At 34.7% G+C, this 23,931-nt stretch carries 20 protein-coding genes; 7 read left to right on the top strand and 13 right to left on the bottom strand.

The genetic code is table 11. The annotated features are described in order from the left end of the window. Positions 1-117: 117 nt before the first annotated feature. Positions 118-354: a hypothetical protein gene (locus E5D58_RS04550; protein ID WP_394345701.1), complete on the top strand. Its 237-nt coding sequence runs from the start codon at positions 118-120 to the stop codon at positions 352-354. A 126-nt stretch (positions 355-480) separates the two neighbouring features. Here the strand turns inward: E5D58_RS04550 and E5D58_RS04545 are convergent, their stop codons facing one another. The 5 genes from E5D58_RS04545 to bshC form a co-directional block, all read right to left on the bottom strand. After that, on the bottom strand, positions 481-708 hold the full coding sequence (locus E5D58_RS04545; RefSeq protein WP_136480660.1) for a DUF3820 family protein: 228 nt from the start codon (positions 706-708) through the stop codon (positions 481-483). 10 nt (positions 709-718) lie between these two features. Beyond that, the gene (locus tag E5D58_RS04540) at positions 719-1,252 is read right to left on the bottom strand and encodes a DUF922 domain-containing protein (protein WP_235835838.1); all 534 of its coding nucleotides are present in this window, start codon (positions 1,250-1,252) and stop codon (positions 719-721) included. A gap of 37 nt (positions 1,253-1,289) precedes the next feature. After that, complete coding sequence (locus tag E5D58_RS04535) at positions 1,290-3,224, bottom strand: LysM peptidoglycan-binding domain-containing protein (RefSeq protein ID WP_136480658.1); 1,935 nt, start codon at positions 3,222-3,224, stop codon at positions 1,290-1,292. A 160-nt stretch (positions 3,225-3,384) separates the two neighbouring features. Continuing rightward, complete coding sequence (gene guaA, locus E5D58_RS04530) at positions 3,385-4,920, bottom strand: glutamine-hydrolyzing GMP synthase (protein ID WP_136480657.1); 1,536 nt, start codon at positions 4,918-4,920, stop codon at positions 3,385-3,387. 133 nt (positions 4,921-5,053) lie between these two features. Continuing rightward, a complete protein-coding gene (gene bshC, locus E5D58_RS04525; RefSeq protein ID WP_136480656.1) occupies positions 5,054-6,664 on the bottom strand; it encodes a bacillithiol biosynthesis cysteine-adding enzyme BshC in 1,611 nt (536 codons plus the stop codon). A 266-nt stretch (positions 6,665-6,930) separates the two neighbouring features. Here bshC and E5D58_RS04520 point away from each other — a divergent pair, with 266 nt between their 5' ends. From E5D58_RS04520 to E5D58_RS04510, 3 genes are all read left to right on the top strand, one after another. Beyond that, entirely contained in the window at positions 6,931-8,472 is a 1,542-nt protein-coding gene (locus E5D58_RS04520; RefSeq protein ID WP_136480655.1) for an alkaline phosphatase PhoX, read from the top strand. A gap of 3 nt (positions 8,473-8,475) precedes the next feature. Beyond that, positions 8,476-10,266 carry a cytochrome-c peroxidase gene (locus tag E5D58_RS04515; protein WP_136480654.1) on the top strand — a complete coding sequence of 597 codons (1,791 nt, stop codon included), beginning with the start codon at positions 8,476-8,478 and terminating at the stop codon, positions 10,264-10,266. Between the two features lie 132 nt (positions 10,267-10,398). Then, the gene (locus E5D58_RS04510; protein ID WP_136480653.1) at positions 10,399-11,661 is read left to right on the top strand and encodes a carboxypeptidase-like regulatory domain-containing protein; all 1,263 of its coding nucleotides are present in this window, start codon (positions 10,399-10,401) and stop codon (positions 11,659-11,661) included. An 84-nt stretch (positions 11,662-11,745) separates the two neighbouring features. Here the strand turns inward: E5D58_RS04510 and E5D58_RS04505 are convergent, their stop codons facing one another. The 8 genes from E5D58_RS04505 to E5D58_RS04475 form a co-directional block, all read right to left on the bottom strand. Next, positions 11,746-14,403, bottom strand: coding sequence for a DNA gyrase/topoisomerase IV subunit A (locus E5D58_RS04505; RefSeq protein ID WP_136480652.1), 2,658 nt, complete (start codon positions 14,401-14,403; stop codon positions 11,746-11,748). 3 nt (positions 14,404-14,406) lie between these two features. After that, on the bottom strand, positions 14,407-14,547 hold the full coding sequence (locus tag E5D58_RS14920) for a hypothetical protein (RefSeq protein ID WP_168796627.1): 141 nt from the start codon (positions 14,545-14,547) through the stop codon (positions 14,407-14,409). Positions 14,548-14,674: 127 nt separating this feature from the next. Further along, a complete protein-coding gene (locus E5D58_RS04500) occupies positions 14,675-16,525 on the bottom strand; it encodes a DNA topoisomerase IV subunit B (protein ID WP_136480651.1) in 1,851 nt (616 codons plus the stop codon). Positions 16,526-16,643: 118 nt separating this feature from the next. Beyond that, on the bottom strand, positions 16,644-17,549 hold the full coding sequence (locus tag E5D58_RS04495) for a DMT family transporter (protein WP_136480650.1): 906 nt from the start codon (positions 17,547-17,549) through the stop codon (positions 16,644-16,646). A gap of 127 nt (positions 17,550-17,676) precedes the next feature. Further along, a complete protein-coding gene (locus E5D58_RS04490) occupies positions 17,677-18,189 on the bottom strand; it encodes an SRPBCC family protein (RefSeq protein WP_136480649.1) in 513 nt (170 codons plus the stop codon). 86 nt (positions 18,190-18,275) lie between these two features. Continuing rightward, positions 18,276-19,370: a redox-regulated ATPase YchF gene (gene ychF / locus E5D58_RS04485; protein ID WP_136480648.1), complete on the bottom strand. Its 1,095-nt coding sequence runs from the start codon at positions 19,368-19,370 to the stop codon at positions 18,276-18,278. 67 nt (positions 19,371-19,437) lie between these two features. Then, a complete protein-coding gene (locus E5D58_RS04480) occupies positions 19,438-20,040 on the bottom strand; it encodes a thiamine diphosphokinase (protein ID WP_136480647.1) in 603 nt (200 codons plus the stop codon). A gap of 141 nt (positions 20,041-20,181) precedes the next feature. Continuing rightward, complete coding sequence (locus E5D58_RS04475; protein ID WP_136480646.1) at positions 20,182-20,535, bottom strand: 4Fe-4S dicluster domain-containing protein; 354 nt, start codon at positions 20,533-20,535, stop codon at positions 20,182-20,184. 68 nt (positions 20,536-20,603) lie between these two features. Between E5D58_RS04475 and E5D58_RS04470 the strand changes: the two genes are divergently transcribed. The 3 genes from E5D58_RS04470 (at position 20,604) to E5D58_RS04460 (ending at position 23,802) form a co-directional block, all read left to right on the top strand. Beyond that, complete coding sequence (locus E5D58_RS04470) at positions 20,604-21,662, top strand: acyl-CoA reductase (protein ID WP_136480645.1); 1,059 nt, start codon at positions 20,604-20,606, stop codon at positions 21,660-21,662. Between the two features lie 77 nt (positions 21,663-21,739). Next, a complete protein-coding gene (gene serC / locus E5D58_RS04465) occupies positions 21,740-22,804 on the top strand; it encodes a 3-phosphoserine/phosphohydroxythreonine transaminase (protein WP_136480644.1) in 1,065 nt (354 codons plus the stop codon). Positions 22,805-22,851: 47 nt separating this feature from the next. Continuing rightward, on the top strand, positions 22,852-23,802 hold the full coding sequence (locus tag E5D58_RS04460; RefSeq protein ID WP_136480643.1) for a D-2-hydroxyacid dehydrogenase: 951 nt from the start codon (positions 22,852-22,854) through the stop codon (positions 23,800-23,802). Positions 23,803-23,931 lie beyond the last annotated feature (129 nt).

Below are 23,931 nucleotides of genomic sequence, written 5' to 3'. Positions count from 1 at the left end.
ATATAAAGCAATTACACAAGTAGTTTTAGGAACGATTAAACACAGTAATTAGTATACTTTTTCTATTTTTGATAAGGTCTAACAAGAAGTTATTTAACCAATTAAAAAAAGAAAATCTTGAGAAAACTAAAGCTCATTTGGGACTTTCGTGGAGGCAACGCATATGAAACAGCAAAACATCATGAAATCCATTTAAAAGAATATATTAAAATAGAGCAACTGGACGTATCTGTAACAGGAGCTGAATCTCTAACCGATATGCACGCTATTGCCTTTTTAGTTATTGATGAGCAATACATGAAACCCATTAGAGATGCTTTAAAACCTCATAGAGGTCAAGTTTTCAAAAATTAAAGTGATTATCGTAATAACGTAATACATAAGCCGTATACTCATTGAAAATTAACGTTTTAAGAAAAATATGGCTTAGCATCATGAATTTCAGGATTTAAAACAATTAACACTAAAAAACAATAAGTATTATCTTTTATATTGACTCTGTATGTTCCTTATCAAATCTTCTAAGCCGTTAAGTTTTAATTCGTATACCTGTTCTAGCATTTTACCCAATTTACCTTTAGGAAACCCTTTAGCATGATACCACACTATATAATGCTCTGGTAAATCGATAAGATACCTATCTTTATACTTCCCATAGGGCATTTTTGTGAGAGCTAAATCGATTAAAAATTGTTTATCCGGTAACATATCACCCACCTCATAATTTAAATTTATCGAGCTTTTTTAACGCTCCTTGTACATCAGCCTCCCATTTATTTTGCGACTCCATATCTCTTGAATAATCGGTCGATTCGTCATATACATCTTGAAATCTAGACCAAGCCTCCAAAATACTATCGTGTACTTTTTTTAGTTCAAACTCAATAGAATTCGAAACTTTTAACGTATTAATTCTTTGTCGAAGTTTACGTGCAAACAACTCGGTAATATCAAAATGCAACTGTTCATGTTTTAACACATGTGTATCAGCCAAGCCTATTCGATACCAGGATTGTTCTGGGTAAAAGTGGGCTTGAACTGTCGATGTAAAATCCAAAATATCCCCGTTCTCTGTTTTGGTTAAAGAAAACCCAAAAGCTATTCCAGAAGCAGTCAATGCCGCAGCTCTTTCGCGAGTATTTGGCGGCGCTTTAAAATCATTCCAATCCAACTTATTTGAAGCCTCCCATGGTATAAAAGGCTCATCTTGTAAACAGCATAAACAACTAATAAAACAAAGTAATCGAATCACACAAAAGGATATGTTTATAAAACGTATAAGTTAGCGCTTAGTGTTTTACCTCAACTATATTCAAATCATCATACCTTACCAAATAAACAGCATTGTTGTAATAACCTCCAGACAGCTTCTTTTTGTATGCAAATTTATTTTCAACATACTCCGTTAAAGCTGCATTATTAACAGACAAGTAGATGCCCTCTGAAGACACCAATCTTAAAACAGTATCCATAGTTAAATCAAACCCCTTCACTGCTCTTTTATTAGGGGTAATATTGTAAAGTTCAGAATATTTTTTTACAAAAATATTATTATCCGATTCACTATATTCTTTTGTTGTTGAAGCAAATTGAAATTTGAGTTTTGATAAGTGCGTATTGTTAATTTGGTCACCTTGAAAAGCAGCATTAATATGAGTTGTTACTAGCTCAATATCAACTGCCTCTTGCTCTAACTCTTTGTCTTCTACTTTAATTAATGATGCTAAAACACTTGTAACATTTGAAGCAAAACCATGATTTCTAGTCTCAAGAAAAACCAAATTTTTCCCAGGTTTTAATACTGATTCGATATCATCTTTTGTTACAAAAAATTCGTCTTTCCCGTCTTTATTTTTTCTTGATTGAACATGAGTAGCCTGTGGGAATTCGGTTTTAATATCTTTAGCTATGGCAATGGTTTTAGTATCTGATACCACGATAATATTATAAATAGAATCTACGCTCCTAACATAATTAAAGATTTCATTTTTCAACAAAGCATCCGATGGTTTAGATTGAAACACGTTTTCATATAACTCTACCTTTGATCCTATGGGAGACATTATTGGCGTGTTGTAAATCCTTAATTCTGAAGCTGCTTTATCAAAACACTTTGGCGTTAATGGCCCTATAACAGCATCAACATCTTCAAAATTATTTTTATTTATAATTTTAGAGACTTCACTTATTTGATACTTAGTGTCGTAAACATCTATCTTAAGCGATACACCAAGCTTTTTTAACGAATCTGCAGCAACTAATATGCCCGAATAAAAATCTAACGAAGCGTTTAAATAGGGATCTTTTTGAATACTCCTTTTAGTACCGGCAATAGAATCAAAATCTACTCTATTCAACCTAAAAGGCAACATTACAGCTATATGCTTTGTTGAAACATCAGAAATACTGTCTATTAAATTTACGGGTTGCAAATTGGATGAAGCAGCACTTGTAATGTCTTCGGAAAATGGAATCTTTAAAATCATTCCCGACTTTAACCCACTTTCTTTTAAGTCTGGGTTTAAAACTTCTAAAGCTTCCTGATCCAAACCGAGCTTAAGCTTTAGTCTGTAAAACCCTTCCTTAGGCAATACCGTATAATAACTGTACTTACTATCCACCTCTTTTTGCTTGTCTGCATCAAGATTTGGAACATTGATAACTTCGCCCTCTTTTAAGACATCAGCCATATTGGGGTTTAAAGCTTCTAATTCTTCTACCGTAATTCCATACTTATAGGCTATACGCCATTTACCTTCTTTCGGTTTAACCGTATACTCTACTGTTGTATTTGTTTCTTCTACAATTTCTGTTATTTCAAATATTGGAATTTGAAGCTTATCTCCCTTTCGTAAAGGGTTTGAATATAAAAAATTGTTATACTTTTTAATATCTTCTTCTGTTACATCATAGCTTTTAGAAAGACTATATAGTGTTTCCTTTCGTTTTGTCTTATGCGTCTTAAAACCTTTTAGTTCTTTTGAAATCGTAACTTTAGGTTTAACCGCTTTTGATATGGGAATAATTAAAACCGTATTAGGCTTCAGACCATTTTTAGCATCAGGGTTAAACTTTAAGATATCTAAAGGGGTTACAAAGTAACGCTTAGCAATACCCTCAATAGTTTCTCCCTTTTTGACTTGATGTGTACTAAAATTTTGAGCATTAATATTACTAAAGCTAAAAATACACGTTAGAACTAAAACTAATAAAAATCGATTCATATGATGATATTATCTCTAAGACATAAAAATAACCAAACCCTACCAACAATCATATATACGTATTTTCCTAAAAAAAGGATGATTGTTGATCATTTTCTAACACTTCATCACGAAGTGTGCCATATTGGTTTAATACACAACGGCAAAACAACTTAAGATATTATTCCCACTCAATAGTGGCAGGTGGTTTAGAACTAATATCATAAACTACCCTATTCACCCCTTTTACCTTATTTATAATATCATTGGATGTTTTTTGAAGGAACTCGTATGGTAAATTTACCCAGTCTGCAGTCATTCCATCTGTGCTTTCAACGGCTCTTAAAGCAACACATTTTTCATATGTTCGCTCATCTCCCATAACACCTACACTATTTACGGGCAGTAACATCGCTCCGGCTTGCCAAACCTTATCATAAAGCCCCCATTCTTTAAGACCATTAATAAAAATAGCATCAACGTCTTGTAAAATTCTAACTTTCTCTGCGGTAATGTCTCCCAATATACGAATACCTAAACCAGGACCTGGGAACGGATGCCGCCCAAGTAATTCAGGATCTATTCCCAAACTAGCTCCAACTCGTCGTACTTCATCCTTAAAAATAGCTCTTAAAGGCTCTACGATATTAAGCTTCATAAAATCAGGAAGCCCACCTACATTATGATGACTTTTTATGGTTGCTGAAGGCCCTCCAGTAGCAGAGACACTTTCAATAACATCGGGATATATGGTACCTTGTGCCAACCATTTAACGTCGGTGAGTTTATGTGCCTCGTCATCAAAAACTTCAATAAAGGCATTCCCGATTGCTTTTCGCTTTTTTTCAGGATCTTCAATACCTTTTAGTGCCTCCAAAAAACGATTTGATGCATCCACACCTTTTACGTTAAGCCCCATACCTTCGTACTGATTCAAGACACTAGCAAACTCGTTTTTACGCAATAACCCGTTATTAACAAAAATACAGTATAAGTTTTTCCCTATGGCTTTGTTTAATAAAACCGCAGCTACAGTTGAATCAACACCGCCCGATAAACCGAGAACCACTTTATCCTCGCCAACTTTTTCCTTAATGGCCTCCACCGTTTCCTCAATAAAAGAATCTGGTGTCCAATCTTGATGGATTCCTGCAATGTTTACTAAAAAATTCTCTAATACCTGCTTACCATCAGTAGAATGGTAGACCTCTGGATGAAATTGAATGGCATAGGTTTCTTCTCCATTTATTCTATATGCGGCGTTCTCTACATCATGCGTACTTGCAATCAAAACTCCATTTTCTGGGAGCCTTTTAATGGTATCACTATGGCTCATCCAAACTTGACTACCAGTATGTATGTGTGCAAAAAAGGGCTCATTTCCTTTTATAAACGATAAGTTTGCCCTTCCATACTCCCGTGTGTTAGACGGTGCTACTTCTCCTCCCGAAAAATGTGCCAAATATTGTGCTCCATAGCATACCGCTAGAGTTGGTTTTACCCCTCTTATTCCAGACAAATCAGGATGTAAAGCATCTTCTCCCCTTACTGAGTTTGGACTACCAGAGAGAATTACCGCTTTGTAATCTTCAAGGTTATTTGGAATTTTGTTAAATGGATGTATTTCGGAATATATGTTGAGTTCCCTAACTCGACGGGCAATAAGCTGTGTATACTGCGATCCGAAGTCTAAAATTAATACCTTATCATGTTGCATGCGCAAAAATAGGAATTGATTTTATATTGGCGAATATCAGCAAAAAGAATTTTAATTAAATTTAAAACATCTTGTTTAAAATGGGCTCAAGGTTTTATTCTTATTGCAGTTTTCAGCATACAACATATGCTTTTTAAAGCCCATCCATAGTTAAGATTGTAAAGTTGCCACTTAAAGGGTCTAAATTCTTTATCAAAGAATCTATTAAGGCATCACCATATTCTAAATAAAACTCAGAAAAGTTTACACTTCGTTCTTGTAAACTTTGATTCGGAAATAATTGATTTTGAAGCTCCGTCATTCGATAAACCTTATCGGACAAGGTTTTCTTCTGAGCCTGAAGCAATCTTTTTTCCAACTTTTCAAGTCCTTTTAATTGCTTAACTTCTTGCGCTTTTACGGCTCCTACAAAGGATGCATCCGTGACTTCAGCTATTTTAAAAAGTTCCGTAAATTGTTGCTTTAAGTGCTCTTTCTGGGATGAGAAATCTATATTAATATTCGATATTTCCCGCACTTTTTTATTTATCAATGCATGTCTGTTTAAGAACAAGTCCGAATAAGAAATTGCTAAATTCTCACGCTTTTTCTTCTGACCTCCAGACTCAAGCAAAACAGAATTCCTAAGTAACAAAATAGGGAAAGGCACATGTACCGCGTTAAAAGTAGATTTTAATTGCAACCAATAAGACAGCTCACCTCCACCTCCAATATAACAAAGATTAGGCAAAATAACCTCTTGATATAAAGGTCTCATCACCACATTTGGCGAAAAGCACTCAGGCTTAAGCTCTAGATGCTCCAATAAAACTTCTTCATTCCATTGAATATCACTATTTAAAACTTTGTATATACCATCTTCGTAAACAATACGTTCCCTTAAACCTTCTGATAAATAAAATAAGTTAATGTAACGTGGGTTAACCTGAACTTTGTAATCAGAGGACAGTTTTTCAATCACCTTATTGGTATCTGTAACGGCCCTATAGGATATATGCTCTGTAAGTTCATCCTTCATAAAAGGTACGAATAACCTCTTTAACTCAGAATTATTGGCATCTATAATTACCAAACCAAAAGCCTTAAACAGCTCGTTGGCAATATACCTAGTGGCCTGTGCCAAATTAGAATGATTTAAATAAGCTTCTTGAAACAACAAGCGAATGTGTTGGGCATTTTTAGAGTGGCCTAATTCTTCAGAAAACACCTCAAACACAGCTTCCAAGCCCTCATTAGATAATTCACCTACGGCCCCACTCGCAAACCTGTTCCATTGTACCTTCTTTCCTTTAAAATTAAAATAATTTATTTCTTCAAAATCATGATCTTCCGTCGCCATCCAATATACAGGTACAAAATTATAATCAGGGTAACGCACTTTTAATTGTTCCGAGAGGTTTATTGTCGACACAATCTTGTATATGAAATATAGAGGACCAGTAAATAAATTTAGTTGATGACCAGTAGTAATGGTAAACGTTTTTTTATCCTTTAAACTTTCAATATTCTGTATTGTAATGCCTGAGGCCTTAACATTTTCATATTGCGCTAAAACCGATGACACCAATACATCTCTTGACTCTTTATTAAAAGACTTAGTTTTTTCAGCGATTTGAGATTTAAAGTTTTCTAAACTTGGAAAACGATTATATAAAGGTTTTAATTCTGGTTTTTCGTTTAAATAATCACAAATCAATGTTGAAAAAAAACCTGTTTCATGAAACGGAAGTTGATTTATCTGCATATATCTTTTTAAAACCTTGTAAATATACAGCTATTCTTATTCTAGAAATCTAAAAAATAAGTTAAGAAATTTATTCTCCAATAACCTTTTGTAAATACTCTGATAACATATGCCCTACAAGAACAAAATTGACATAATAAATTATTAAACTGGTTAACTTTTTTATAACTCTCAATTAATAAAAGCGCATCACTCAGTTAACAAGTTTATGAAATCCTAGCAATAATTTTGAAGCAAATAATAACCAAAAAATATTCTATTAAATTATGAAAAAATTTCTTAAACTTTTTATGATACTAACCGCACTTACAGCTGGCAGTATGGTTTTTTACAGCTGTGAAGATGGAGAAGACGGTATAAACGGTATCGATGGTAAGGACGGTGCTGATGGTAAAGATGGTGAAAACGGAAAAGATGGTCAGGATCTAACAATTTCTGAGTTGATTCCTTTAACCGCATCTGCTACCCCAAACTTATTAAAAGTAGATCCTGCTTTTTCTAATATTGAGGTTACTCCAATCTTATCGTCTGAAGACGTTCTTGAAAGCACCCCAAATTTTGTTTATGGCTCAATGGCCGATGGTGCCGGCTTATTAGCTGAGGGGGACGGCACATTCACGCTTATCAATAATATTGAAGCAGATTATTCTATAGCAAGAATCAAGTTAAACAAAGATTTACAACCACTGCATGGTGAATATATTTTAAATGCTTTTGCCACTGCGTTTACAGCGCAATGTTCAGGTTCCTTAGTAACTCCTGAAGAACACGGCTTTGGCCCCGTTTATTTGTCTGGTGGTGAATGGGGAGGCTCATCAAAAGGTGTTTTTGCTACCAACCCTTATAAATCAGCTCAAAATGCTAGTAGTGCTATTATGCTTCCTAAATTAGGACAATGGTCAACAGAAAACGCCGTTGTAATTGGTAAAGATGCATACTCCGACAAAACTGTTGTATTTATAGGTGATGACCATTCAGACAATTCAGTGCCATCGGGTCAACTTGGAATGTATGTTGGTAGTCGAGGTGATTTTAGCAGAGGAAAACTATACGGGTTACGAGTAACATCGGCTGGAATTGACTTTGAAATGGACATGGTTGAAGGCACAGAGTATAATGCCGATTTTATTGAATTAGAAGAAACCGAAATTAGCTTATTAGATGCCGAAGCAAAAAGTAAAGGCGTTATGGGCTTCTCTAGGCTTGAGGATATAGATTGGAGACGTGGTTCGGCAGCCAATCAAAGAGAAATTTATTTTGCTGTAACTGGCAGAGACAAACCAGATTTAATTAATAAGGGTACCAGACTTGGACGAATTTACAAAGTTGTTTTAAATGACACAGACCCTACAGGCCCTGCAAAAATAACCTGTGTTTTAGATGCCGATAAAGAAGGTGGCAAGGCAGATGGCTTCCATTCACCTGACAATATTCTTGTTACAGAAAACTTTGCATATATTCAAGAAGACCCTAATGGATATGCATCATTAAACCCTGATATAATTGGCTATGCAAAGCTATACCAATACAACCTATCAACAGGAACTGTAAAAACTGTATTGGAATGCGACCAAGATGCTGCTGCAACGGCCGGATATGGCACTACTGATAGAAGATGGGAGTTAACAGGGATGATTGATATAACAGAAACTGTCAAAAATGGAAAAAACACCTTTTTATTAATTACCCAAAACCACGGTTGGGAACCTGCAGATGGTTCTGCTTTTACCGATGTAAATGCCAACTCTGCTTACAACTCAAGAAAAGAAGGTTCTGTTTTACATGTAATTACTGGATTAGAAAGATAATTGATGAATACAATCTTATTAAAAGTAAAAGCTAAGGCATATACATATAGTATATGTCTTTTGCTTTTTTCTACAATCGCTTGCAAGAGGGATGCTGAAAAAAATAAAATCGGCTATAATGAAGAAACTATTGAAACGCTCTTTTTATCAGACATAAATCAATGTATTAAATCTCTTGATTCTATCAATAATCAAGGAAACGTTAAACTTGATTACTATAAAAAGGCTCGCAAACATTTTAAACACCTGGAGCCTGTTTTAGCCTTTATAGATCAAAACAACTATAAATCTCTAAATGCCCCAAATATTCTTCAAGTTCATGAAGAAGACCCAACCGATATTAAAATAAGAAACCCTTTCGGGTTTCAGGTTATTGAAGAGATGCTTCATGAACAGCCAATAGATTCTTTAAGACTTGCTGAAACGGTTAAGATAACGAGCAGTAGACTTAAGCTTATTGAAAAAAACACCTCTATCAATTTAAAAGATTACCACATTATATGGCTATTGCGCAACCAAATTGTTAGAATTGCTACTACAGGAATAACAGGGTTTGATTCACCTGTACTTAGTCAATCCTTGGATGAAAGTATATTCTGCTACGAAACCCTTGAGAAAATCGTTGAATTAAATAGTGATAAATTTAAATGTAAAGCTCTATATAATAACCTTGTTAATGCCTTTGACAAGGCCAAAACAGCTCTACAAAATGATTTTGATAGCTTTGATCGTTATGCCTTTATTCAAAACCATATTCACCCACAATTAGAGCTTTTGGTTGATACACAAAACGATTGGAATATTGTATTTCCTTTTAATCTAGCCCTATCAAACACGTTATCATCTCTGTTTTCAAAGGACGCATTAAACGTAGATTTTTTCAGTGATTATAAGAGTGATACGACGCTTTTGACAAAAAAAATACAATTTGGAAAAACCTTATTTAATGATAATAATCTATCTAAATCTAAAAATATGTCATGTGCTTCATGCCACATTCAAGACAAGGCTTTTAGCGATGGTAGGGTAACTTTTGATAGCAGACAAAAACGAAATTCGCCCACTTTAACGTATGCTGCATATCAGCAGCTATACTTTATGGATGCCAGAATGGGAAGTTTGGAGGGGCAAATTATTGGGGTTATTAATAATCATGACGAATTTAATATGTCTACAGATTCTATTGTTGCTAGGGTAAAATCGACCCCAAGCTATAAAGTCGCTTTAGATTCCCTTTATAGAAATCAAAGAGATGAATTCAATATACGGCATGCCATAGCCTCTTATGTAAGAACATTAAGCCCTTTCAATTCAAAATTTGATAAAAATATAAATAAGACCGAAAATTCACTTACCAAGGTTGAAAAAAGAGGTTTTAACTTGTTTATGGGAAAGGCTGCATGCGCAACATGTCATTTTCCACCATTGTTTAATGGAACTGTTCCTCCAAATTTTACAGATACCGAATTAGAAATAATTGGCGTACCCAATACCAGTAAAAATATAACACTAGATGACGATTTTGGCAGATACCATGTTCTTAAAACAATAGAAAGAAAAGGAGCTTTTAAAACACCTACCATAAGGAACATTGAAAAAACAGCCCCATACATGCACAATGGTGTTTATCAAACTTTAGAACAAGTAATGGATTTTTATAACAGAGGTGGTGGCGCTGGATTAGGATTTGACATACCATTACAAACCTTACCTTTTGATAATTTAGAGTTATCTGATGATGAACAAAAAGCCATTATTGCTTTTATGAAAACATTAACTGACAATTCGTACTAAAAAAAGCCGACAACAAAAAAAGCTTAAAAAACCCAAATATTAAGTTTTTTTTAACTTTTGCAATTAGTTAAAAATTAGACTATTAAAACAAAATTTCGTAAATTAAAGCCATAGTTGAAAAAAGAAAAAGTCATGAAAAATTTAGCCCTTTTAAGTTTAGGTTGTGTCTTTCTGTTTGCTTTGGTTTTTCCAAGTACGCTTTTAGCTCAAACTGACGAAGCGTTCACAGAACTTAAAGGAAAAGTTGTGGATGCACAATCCAAAAAGCCATTAGTTTTTACTGATGTTGTAGTAAATAATTCAAACATTAGTACCGTTACAAATACTGAAGGCGAATTCCTCATTAAAATTCCAGAACGCTTATTAGCAGAAACCATAATAGTTTCACATTTAGGCTTCGAAAAGAAGGAATTTAATATTTCTGCTATGGATAAACTTAAAGAAATAGTTTTAAATCCAGTTGTTACAACTTTGAATGAAATTAGTATTATAAGTACAAACATTGATGCTAAAGACATCGTATTGGAAGCTCTTAAGAAAAAAGGTAATGCGTATACCAAAGAAAATACGCTTATGACAGCTTTTTACAGAGAAACAATTAAAAAACGACGTAAGAACGCCTCTTTGTCTGAAGCTGTTGTTAAAATTCATAAGCAACCTTACTTCGATTATAGGAATGATAACATCGAGCTTATAAAGGCAAGAAAAAACACAAATTATACTAAACTAGACACCTTAGCTTTAAAACTTCAAGGAGGTCCATTTAGTAATTTGTATACAGACATGATAAAATATCCTGAGTATATATTTACTGAAGATGATTTACCACTTTATAAGTTTCAGTTTGAGAACTCCACGCAAATAAACAATCGATTAATCTATGTTATAGGTTTTAAACAAAAGGAAGATTATAATACCCCATTGTACTTTGGAAAACTTTATATTGATGCTGAAACAAGAGCATTAACTAGCGCTGTTTATAGTTTGGATGTGTCAAATAAAACACTTTCTAGCAGAATGTATGTGCGTAAAAAGCCTAAGAAAGTTGATGTATACCCCACCGAAGCCAGCTACAGGGTTAATTACAGAATTAAAGACGACAAATGGTATTATGCCTACAGTAACATAACCTTAACTTTTAAAGTAAACTGGAAAGGCAAACTATTTAACAGCAGCTATACATTGAATAGCGAGATGGCAGTAACTGACTGGCAAATTAATAATCAAAAGCTTGCAAGTGTAAAAAGGCAATTGATTAGACCAAGTACTATTTTAAGTGAAAAAGCTTCTGGCTTCTCGGATCCAAGATTTTGGGGAGCATACAACATTATTGAACCTGAAAAATCTATAGAATCTGCGATTAAAAAAATCCAGAAACAATTGAAGCGGACTTAAATTAGTTTAATTAAAAAAGGTGAACCTAACTTCGGTTCACCTTTTATTTTCTCCATTGTTTTGCTCTTAGCACAATATAATACCCTAGAATAATGTTATCTGCCCCTCATCATCATTTTTTGTTTCATCAGGAACATCTGAACTAGTACTAGAACTTTTAGATTCACTTTCAATTGATTCTGAAGACACCTCTTTCTCATCAACCACCTCTAGGTCATCTGCATGTACCTCCTCTGGAGCATCATACGGCAGCGGATCTAACAAATTAACTTGATTAATCTTTTCCTTGGTAAGTTGATTTCCTAAAGCGGTGATTCCTTTAATGGCTATAAACTCTTCTAGATTTATCTCGAGATTATCTTTGCGGTCTTTACCCCGTTCTTTGGCGTATACCACTTCTGCCATAGGTCTCCAATCTGTTGAAACAATTTCTAACTGCGAATTTGGATGATCAGAAATAAATGATTCCTCTCTACCTTCTTGCTCGATTAAAAAGCGCTTAACATAGTACAACTCCTTTTCTCCATTATAATAAACTACTGATATTGGCTTTTTTGGCACCCACTTTTCCAACACAAGCATATCATCATCAAAATGCATGGTCACTTCGGGCGTTACCGTTTTTACCATTCCAGACTGCGTAATAATAAGTAGCTTATCCTCTCCCCTAAACTCTCCAATGAGCTCTCCTCGACCATCGACATTAATACGCTGTACAGTTTCATCAAACCAAATTTTTCTAGGTTTTAAGGTGGAAACTCCTTTTTCCTTTAACTCAACACGCTTAACCGGATATTTAGTGACTAAATTCCCCTTAGATACTCTTCCCTTTATTAAAATATCGGCAAAATCAATATCCCATTTCAATTTTTTAATACTACCTGCCTGTCTAAGATTTACGGTTACGACTTCGGCCTCTCCATTAGGATTTGCCGAAAAATATAAACAAACCGAGCCCTTATTCCCATTGGTTAAATCATATTCTCTATCTCTAGTGATACTAGTAACCGCAAAACGCTTTATATAGGAAGGTCCGCCCCTTCCATCTCTATAAATCATATTGTAGATAGTTCGCTTATCTTTTTTCTTAAAAACGGCAACATAAATGATATCTTTCCCGATAAAAGTCTTTGCATCTACTTTTGTTACCATCATTTTTCCTTCTTTAGTAAAAACGATTATATCATCAATATCACTGCAGTCTCCAACGTACTCATCTCGTCTAAGCGAAGTTCCTATAAACCCTTCGGCTCGATTTACATAAAGCTTGGTATTTCGAATAACCACCTTGGTGGCATCGACATCATCGAAAGTTCTTATCTCAGTTTTACGTTCGCGCCCTTCTCCGTAGTCCTTTTTTAGTCTTTGAAAATATGCAATGGCATAATCTACAAGATTTTCTAAATGATGTCTTATCTCAGCTATTTGTTCTTCTAAAGCGTCTATTTTTTGTTGTGCTTTATCAATATCGAATTTTGAGATACGTTTAATCCGTATTTCCGTTAGTCGTACTATATCATCTTCGGTAACAGCGCGCTTTAAATGCTTAATGTAAGGCTTTAGTCCGTTATCGATAGCAGCAATTACCCCTTCCCATGTCTCTTCCTCTTCTATGTCGCGATAAATTCGATTTTCAATGAAAATACGCTCTAATGACGCAAAATGCCACTGCTCTTCAAACTCCCTTAATTTAATTTCGAGCTCTTGCTTTAAAAGCTGTACTGTATTATCCGTACTTCTTCTCAACATTTCTGAGACTCCAATAAACAGAGGCTTATTATCTTCTATAACACAACCCAACGGAGAAATGGAGGACTCACAACTTGTAAAGGCATATAAAGCATCTATGGTTTTGTCTGGTGACAGTCCTGATGGTAAATGCACTAAAATCTCAACCTCAGCAGCCGTATTATCCTCTATTTTTTTTACTTTTATTTTTCCTTTGTCATTAGCCTTTAATATAGAATCTATTAATGATGAAGTTGTGGTTCCAAAAGGTAATTCACTTATTACCAATGTGTTCTTATCTAACTGCGAAATTCTAGCACGAACACGAACTTTACCACCTCTTAAACCATCGTTATACCCAGAGAAATCTGCAATACCTGCAGTTGGGAAATCGGGAAGAAGTGTAAACTTCTTTCCTTGAAGGTGCTTTATTGAAGCATCTATAAGTTCAATAAAATTATGCGGTAAAATTTTTGTTGACAAACCAACGGCAATACCCTCACCACCTTGTGCTAGTAAAAGAGGAAACATAACAGGTAAGTTAATGGGCTCTTTTCTTCTACCATCATAACTCGCTTGCCATTCCGTAATCTTTGGATTAAAGACTACGTCTAGACCAAACTTTGAAATTCGCGCTTCTATATAACGTGAAGCTGCCGCACGATCGCCAGTTAAAATATTCCCCCAGTTCCCTTGGGTATCAATAAGTAAGTCTTTTTGACCAATTTGCACCATAGCATCGGCTATACTAGCATCTCCGTGAGGATGATATTGCATGGTATGACCAACAATATTAGCCACTTTATTATACCTTCCATCATCTAAATCTTTCATGGAATGCATAATACGTCGCTGGACAGGTTTAAACCCGTCTTCAATTGCAGGAACGGCACGCTCTAAAATAACGTACGAAGCATAATCTAAAAACCAGTCTTTATACATCCCCGTAACACGAGTAATGGTTTCTTTGGGCTCGTCTTGTTCGTTAATTAAATCGTCTCCTTCTTCAATCATTAACTATTTTGATTTTTTTGGTGTTCCGTTAAGCATAACTCTTCCTTCCCTATGCAATCTATGTACTTGCTCACTACTGGTATGTACATGTAAATGCTTATACGAACGCTTTCTCGGTGCTGTCTTTTCTTTATTATATAACATCTTATTTATAGTTTAATATCTACCAAAAGTAGAATGTTTATTTAAATTTAATACTCTCAAAGCTTAATTACAAATTTAAATCCAGAGATTTTCTTAGCCATGGAGTTCCTCGAATTATTGACCTAAGTCACTCAATAATATCCATTTCAACTTTCAAATTATCAATAATAAACTCTTGTCTTGAAGGCGTATTTTTCCCCATATAAAATGCCAAAAGTTCTTCTATCGACATATGGTCATCCAACATAATCGGATCTAAACGAATATCGTCTCCTATAAAATGTTTAAACTCATCTGGCGAAATTTCTCCTAACCCTTTAAATCGAGTAATTTCTGGTTTTGGCTTTAACTTTTCAATCGCATTAACACGTTCCTCATCAGAGTAACAATATATAGTCTCCTTTTTATTTCTCACGCGAAATAAAGGTGTTTGCAAAATATAAAGGTGCCCTTCTTTGATAACCTCTGGAAAAAATTGAAGAAAAAACGTAATTAAAAGCAAACGAATATGCATGCCATCCACATCGGCATCTGTCGCGATTACAACATTATTATAACGTAAATCTTCTAAAGATTCTTCAATATTAAGTGCTGCCTGAAGCAAATTAAACTCCTCATTTTCGTAAACAATCTTTTTACTTAACCCATAACAATTTAAAGGTTTTCCCTTTAAGCTAAACACGGCTTGTGTATTTACATCTCTAGACTTTGTTATACTTCCTGACGCCGAATCGCCCTCTGTTATAAAGAGTGTTGTTTCAAGGTTTCTTTCGTTTTTTGTGTCGCCGAAGTGCACTCTGCAGTCTCGTAATTTTTTGTTATGCAAACTAGCCTTTTTAGCTCTATCTTTTGCTAATTTTCTTATACCAGAAAGCTCTTTACGTTCTCGCTCTGCTTGTAAAATTTTCTTTTGAATGCGTTCAGCAGAATCTGGATTTTTATGTAAATAATTATCCAGATAACGTTTCATAAAATCGTTGATATAAGTTCGCACCGTAGGTAACCCGCCACCCATATCGGTAGACCCGAGCTTAGTTTTGGTCTGACTTTCAAAAACAGGTTCCATAACTTTGATAGCAATGGCACTGACCACAGATTTTCTTATATCGGAAGCATCATAGTTCTTTCCGTAGAATTCCCTCAAGGTTTTAACGAGCGCCTCTCTAAAAGCATTTAAATGGGTACCTCCTTGGGTAGTATTTTGCCCATTTACAAAACTATTGTACTCCTCACTATATTGCGTTTTACTATGTGTTAAAGCGACCTCAATATCGTCTCCTCTTAAATGAATTATAGGATACAACAGGTCCGATTCATTAATTTTTTCAGACAAAAGGTCTTTTAAACCATTTTCACTAAAATACTTTTCACCATTGAAAACGATGGTCAGCCCAGGATTTAGATACACATAGTTTTTGAGCATTTTAACAACATACTCACTTCTAAATTTATAGTTTTTAAAAATCGAATCATCTGGAATAAATGATACTTTAGTTCCTTTTCTTCTAGACGTTTCTTCAAGAAATTCTTGGTTGGTCAAATCTCCTTTCTCAAACTCTGCCGATGCACTTTTCCCATCACGACTGGATTCTACCCTAAAATAGGTTGACAAGGCATTAACTGCTTTGGTCCCCACACCATTAAGTCCAACAGACTTTTTAAAGGCTTTAGAGTCATACTTGCCCCCAGTATTCATCTTTGAAACTACATCTACAACTTTACCTAAAGGAATCCCTCTTCCATAATCACGCACTGTTACTTTGGTTCCTTGAATAGATATTTCAATGGTCTTACCAGCTCCCATAACGTATTCGTCTATGGAGTTATCCAAAACTTCTTTCAAAAGAATATAAATCCCATCATCTGGGGAGCTCCCGTCGCCCAACTTACCAATATACATTCCTGGTCGCATGCGGATATGCTCTTTCCAGTCTAATGAACGTATATTATCTTCGGTATAATTGGATTGATTTGCCATTAAATATGCGGTGGTTTTTTAAGCTAGAACGCTAATATAACATAACCAATTAAAAAATAAAATAGGCGGATAACAAAATAATTAACAATAAAAAAAGATAATTGTTGAGAACATTACATCATACTTTTTCTCCTTTTTTTAATGACACTATAAGAATGCTTATTATGACCACCAAAGTACCAAATAACTGCAATAATGTGAGTGATTCATTTAAAAAAACAGCTGCCAAAATAATTGTTGAAACTGGCCCCAATCCAGCTACTATTGCAAAGTTGGATGAGTTTATCATTCTAATAGACGCCGAAACTAAAAAGGACGGTATTACGGTTGCAAAAATTGCTATTAAAAACCCCAAAAGATACACTTCCCTTGAAAAGCTTGTTAAATCTAATCCATTTATAAAACTGTAATGAATAAATACACATATGCAAGACACTATCATAGCATAAGCCGTAAATTTCATAACTCCAAATTTTGGTATTAACCAACCACTCCCTACCAAATAAGACGCATAAGTTATCGCGCTGAGTAAAATAAAGAACCCTCCTAAATAAGCTTCCGGGCCAGAAATTTCAATTTCCTGATAAAACGTTATAACAATACCAAGGTAGGTTACCCCAATGGCTGCTCGTTGTAGGTTATTAATGCGTTGCTTTAAAAACAGCCTGTTAAGCAAAATAACAACCGTTGGGTACAAAAATAGAATAATACGCTCCAAACTAGCTTTTATATAGATAAGCCCTATAAAATCAAAATAGCTTGCCAAATAATACCCTATAAACCCAAAAAACACAACCCAACAATAGTCCTTTGTGGTTTTTGTAATATGAATATTTTGATTTCGATATAAAAAAGCAATAACAACATAAAATGGAAATGAAAACAACATGCGCAGTAATAACAGGCTAACAGGGTCTACATTATGATTATAAGAAAGTTTAACCATAACCGCTTTCGATGAAAACAAGACGACACCCAAAATTCCAATAGCTACTCCGTACCAAAACTGTTTTGTAGATTTCATATCACAAACTTAATTGTGTATGTTTTTATAATAGCTCTGTTAGTTTTTAAATTACGATGTCCAAACATAAAATCACCGAAAGAAATTTAAAAACTCTTAAAAAAAATTGAGAACGTACGGATTAAACCTAGAGTTGATAAACTTGAGCACTATCAATCATTTTAGTTTTGGTAATAAATTTAACACCTAAATTTGATTCAGCCTCCTTTTTTAAGCACGTTGCTCTTATTTTAAGAACCTTAGTAAGGTATCTATTTAAGACAAAAATATTCATCAATTTTCCGAAAACACCATAGGGCAATTCAAAATAAAACTTATCTGTCATTATAGTTTTATTACCAGCCTCTTTAAATATATGTTCATGACGACAGGACTTAAACACCCCTAAAATCATCTCATCAACGAAAAAATACGGTTTACTAAATGCTGTCACTTTGGAAGTAATATGCTGCACAACACCAAGATGAATAACCTCCCAGCTAACCCACTCCCCCAAGCCTATATGCCCAGAGGTTTTTCCCGCAAAGGGTATTTCCGTAACATGCTCTAAGGATTCTTTTTGAAAATCAATGTTTCGAGCTAAATCAAAACAAGTATGTACATCAGAATATATTTCAGTTCTAATTTCAATATGGGGCATTTTATAAGAATTATACTAATAGCATTAGCTAAAATAGATAAATTCTTACATATATTAACAATAAAACCTACAAAAAAACTATCAATTTACACGTTAAAGAGGAAATGCATCACATCACCGTCTTTAACAATATAATTCTTTCCTTCAACGCGCATTTTACCTGCTTCCTTAACTTTTGATTCGCTACCATACTCAACATAGTCATTATAGGCTATAACCTCTGCACGTATAAAACCTTTCTCAAAGTCTGTATGAATAACCCCAGCTGCCTGTGGTGCTGTTGCTCCAATATCAACAGTCCAAGCCCTTACTTCCTTCACCCCTGCTGTAAAATAAGTTTGCTGATTTAAAAGCTTGTAAGCACCCCTTATTAACTTGGCCGACCCCGGTTCGTCCAAACCAATATCTTGCAGAAACATTTGACGCTCTTCATAATCATCTAATTCATTAATATCTGCCTCTGTACCTACAGCTAACACAAGCACCTCTGCATCTTCATCTTTAACCGCTTCCTTTACCGCTTCTACATAGGAATTTCCTGATACCGCAGCCCCTTCATCAACATTACAAACATACATAACAGGTTTATCGGTTATAAACTGTGAAGGTTTTACAAAATCGATAACATCTTCTTCACTAAACTCAAGTGCCCTTACTGACTTTCCAGCCTCAAGTCCTTCTTTTATTTTGAGCAAAACTGCTTCCTCTTTTTGGGCTTCTTTGTTTCCTGTCTTCGCGGCACGTTTAACCTTATCTAACTTCTTTTCAACCGTTTCTAAATCCTTTAGCTGAAGTTCCATATCGATGGTTTCCTTGTCTCTAATAGGGTTTACATTACCATCAACATGAACAATATTATCATTATCAAAACAACGTAATACATGAAGAATCGCATCTGTCTCTCTAATATTAGCCAAAAACTGATTTCCCAGACCTTCGCCCTTGCTCGCTCCTTTTACTAAACCAGCTATATCAACAATCTCAACAGTTGCAGGTATAACCCGCTCAGGACTGACTAAAGATTCCAATTTTTCCAAACGCGGATCAGGCACATTTACTACCCCAATATTGGGTTCGATAGTACAAAATGGGAAGTTTGCACTTTGCGCCTTCGCATTCGATAAACAATTAAATAATGTTGATTTCCCTACATTTGGTAACCCTACAATACCTGCTTTCATAATAACTAAAATTTTGCGAGCCTGCCTGTCTGCAAGCAGGTGCAAATGTAATTAATTCCCGTTTATTTTAATCATTAATAAAGATAAACAAGTCCCCAGTTTTGAAAGCAATCTCTACATGATTGGTAATAGCGATGTTCCTAGTTCCTAAACGATCTCCAAAACGCAGTGTTTCATTAAGTAACGGATATTGTAATCCTATTGTGGTTATGCCTTCTGCACTAGGCATCGGAACTAGAGATACATGCTTTTTCAAACAGTTTCTAATAACTTCGTTTGGTCGCGCTAGAAAATAATAGCCATAATTATCAAAAAACGTTAATCGTATTTTATTTTTCCATTGCAAGGCTGTATGCAAGTTACCCATAAAATGATCCTGCTCCTTGCCACTTGCGCCGTAAACATGAACATCAACATAATTTCTATTAAAAAGAATCTTCAATACCTTATCAAAATCTGTATAATTTTGATTTGGCGTATGAATAATCTCGACATCCTTGGGTGGCTCAGTTAAAGAATCTAAATCACCACTAATAAAATCTGGTTTAATATTAAATCGCGAAATTGTTTTATACGCCCCATCGGTCGCACAAACAATACCATAATTACTAGAATCTGGCATTGCATTAGGTTTTTCGCCGTTTAACAAAAGTAATGCTGTTTTATTCATACTTCAAAAATACAAAACCTTAGCCCCTAAAAGGGTTACAAAAAAGTCCAACCAACTACTTACATGGCTCTTTTCATTAAATAAAAACCCCAAGCACTAGCTTAGGGTTTTATGTATCGTTAAAAACAATTTTAAGCTTTTTTAACCATCTGGATGCATAAAGCGCTGTTTAGCTAATAGCTCTTCTTCCGTCTCAACAACATCTTCATCAGGCACACAACAATCTACAGGACATACAGCTGCACATTGTGGCTCGTCATGAAACCCTTTACATTCTGTACATTTATCTGGAACAATATAATAAAGCTCATCGCTAATAGGTTCCTGAGCCTCATCGGCATCTACTTCAGTACCATTCGTTAATACTACGGTACCCTCTAAACTTGTACCATCCTTGTAGCGCCAATCATCGGCACCTTCATATATTGCAGTATTTGGGCACTCTGGTTCACAGGCACCACAATTTATACATTCGTCTGTTATAATAATTGCCATAGCGTATTTCTTTTTCTAACTTTGCAGTCGCAAAAATAACGCCAAAACCCTTCATAACCAAATTCAGAATGCAATTACAAGAAAGAATTGATGCTTTTGTAAATTTAGGAGATTTTTTAAGGCAATTTTCTAATGAAGATATCTGTAAAGCCGATAATATTAAACACAATGATTTATTCTTTGATGGTTTTAAGCATCAAATAAAATTGGCTGAAGAACACAATGGCTGGTTTACTAGAGATAATATTCATTTTGCACTAAAATCTTGGAGCGATGCATTAACTAAAAAAAACTTAGATACCTGGTTAAAACATTACACTATCGAAGAGGTTTCTCCAAAATTGGTAGCTATTATAATGGCAGGCAATATTCCTTTGGTTGGGTTTCATGATTTCCTATCGGTACTTATTTGCGGACACGACGTCCTGATTAAGCAATCATCAAACGACAAGCACCTATTGCCCTTCTTAAGTAAATACTTGAAATATGTTGAACCTCAGTTTAATGAAAAAATTCGTTTCACCGAAAAAAAAGTAGAAGGTTTTGATGCCGTTATTGCAACAGGAAGTAATAATACCGCAAGATACTTTGAGTACTATTTTAAAAACAAACCATCTATTATAAGGAATAATAGAAATTCGGTTGCTGTTTTAACTGGAGATGAAAGTGCAGACGATTTAAAAAATTTATCTGAGGATATTTTTAGATACTATGGTTTAGGCTGCAGAAATGTTTCAAAACTCTTTGTTCCTAAAGGTTATAACTTCAATTCTTTTTTTGAAGCTATATACCATTGGCACCCTATAATTGAAAAAGCAAAGTATGCAAACAACTACGACTACAACAAGGCTGTATACTTAATGAGCGAATTTGACATGCTTGAAAACGGATTCTTTATGATAAAGGAGGATGAAAGTTTTGCCTCCCCCATAGCAACACTTTTTTTTGAATACTATGAGGATTCTAACCAATTAAAAGAACTTTTAGATGAAAAAAAATCACAGATTCAATGCATTGTTTCAAAAGGTTTTTCTGAAAACGAAATAACATTTGGAGCCACGCAAAAACCACAGCTTTGGGATTATGCGGATGAGGTAGATTCTGTTGAATTTTTGTTAGCAATTTGACGAAAAAATTATTGAATATTTAGCATAAAATCCCCAATTAATTAGCAACTTTGCATCTTAATTTTTACCACATAAAAATGAAAAAACATAACTTTAGCGCAGGACCAAGTATTTTACCACAAGAAGTATTATTAAAAGCTTCTGAGGCCATAGTTGATTACAATAATAGTGGCTTATCATTAATAGAAATATCACACAGAAGCAAAGAATTTGTTGATATCATGGAAAATGCTAGATCCCTGGCTTTAGAATTGCTAGGTTTAGAAGGCAAAGGTTACAAAGCCTTGTTTTTACAAGGTGGAGCTAGCACACAGTTTTTAATGGTTGCTCTTAACCTTTTAGAAAAAAGAGCAGGATATTTAAATTCTGGTTCGTGGGCAGCAAAAGCCATTAAAGAAGCTAAAATTTATGATGACATCTATGAAGTAGCCTCTTCTAAAGATGCGAATTACAATTATGTACCAAAAGGCTACGAAATCCCAGAAGATTACGATTATTTTCATTGTACTTCTAACAATACAATTTTTGGTACTCAAATGAAATCATTTCCAAATTCACCCGTACCAATGGCTTGTGATATGAGTAGCGATATTTTCTCTCGTACTCTAGATTTTACGCAATTCGATTTAATCTATGCTGGTGCGCAGAAAAATATGGGGCCTTCTGGCACCACTTTAGTAGTTGTGAAAGAAGACATTTTAGGCAAAGTATCTCGTAAAATACCATCTATGATGGATTACAAAGTACATATCGACAAAGGGAGCATGTTTAACACACCTCCTGTATTTCCAATCTATACCTCGATGCTTACATTACAATGGTTAAAAGATTTAGGTGGTATAGCTGCTATCGAGAAAGAAAACGAAAAGAAAGCGAGCTTAATGTATTCAGAGATTGATTTAAACCCATTGTTTAAAGGGTTTGCAGCGAAAGAAGATAGATCTTTAATGAATGCTACCTTTACTCTAGAAAACGACAACCTAAAAGACACCTTCGAAACCATGCTTAAAGAAGCTGGTATTAGCGCTGTTAATGGACACAGAAGTGTTGGTGGCTATAGAGCCTCTATGTACAATGCATTACCACTTGATAGCGTAAAGGTTTTGGTTGAAGTTATGAGTGAATTAGAAAGTAAAGCTTAAAAATATAAATTAATGTTTTCGTGATTGCGGAAATAAAAAACAATAAAATGAAAGTATTAGCAAACGACGGTATTTCCCAAAGTGGTATTGATGCCCTAGAAAAAGGAGGCTACGAAGTTATAACAACTACTGTTGCCCAAGAGCAATTAATCAACTATATCAACGAAAATGATATTACTGTATTATTAGTTCGTAGTGCAACAACCGTACGTCAAGATTTAATTGATGCCTGCCCAGGATTGAAAATTATTGGTCGTGGTGGTGTTGGCATGGATAATATTGATGTGGAATATGCACGCGAAAAAGGATTAAGCGTTATTAATACGCCTGCGGCTTCATCGCACTCTGTTGCAGAATTGGTATTTGGACATTTATATGGATTAGCTCGCTTTTTGCACAACGCTAACAGAGAAATGCCTCTTGAAGGAGATAGTAATTTTAAAGGCCTAAAAAAGGCCTACGCAAAAGGCACAGAACTAAAAGGAAAAACTTTAGGTGTTTTAGGTTTTGGTCGAATTGGTCAGGCAACAGCAAAAGTTGCACTTGGAGCTGGAATGAAAGTAATTGCATTTGATCCATTTTTAGAAAAAGCCAATTTAAAATTAGATTTCTTTGATGGCCAAACTGTTAGTTTTGATATTGAAACAATTTCAAAAGAAGAGGTATTAAAGCAAGCTGATTTTATCACACTTCATGTTCCAGCTCAAAAGGATTATGTTATTGACGAGGCTGAATTCAATTTGATGAAAGATGGTGTTATTCTTGCCAATGCAGCGCGTGGCGGTGTAATCAATGAAGTAGCCCTTGTAAAAGCTATTGAAAGCGGAAAAGTTGCTAGAGCAGCTCTAGACGTATTTGAAAATGAGCCCAAACCAGAAATGCAGCTGTTAATGAACCCTGCTTTATCTTTAACGCCTCATACCGGTGCTGCTACGAACGAAGCTCAAGATAGAATTGGAGAGGAACTAGCCTCACAAATAATTAATATTTTAGGATAACTATCTGTCTTATTAACAATTGATAGTTAAAACAGTTAAAAATACCCCTAGCATTAAATGCTAGGGGTATTTTTTTTTAGATGTGACTTAACTAATATTCCTGTGTCATATCAACAGGTATGTAAACTT

The sequence above is a fragment of the Cognatitamlana onchidii genome, assembly GCF_004804355.1.
In the GTDB taxonomy this organism is placed as follows: domain Bacteria; phylum Bacteroidota; class Bacteroidia; order Flavobacteriales; family Flavobacteriaceae; genus Cognatitamlana; species Cognatitamlana onchidii.
The sequence above is the reverse complement of the archived record's forward strand: the minus strand, read 5'-3'. Positions and strand labels throughout refer to the sequence as shown.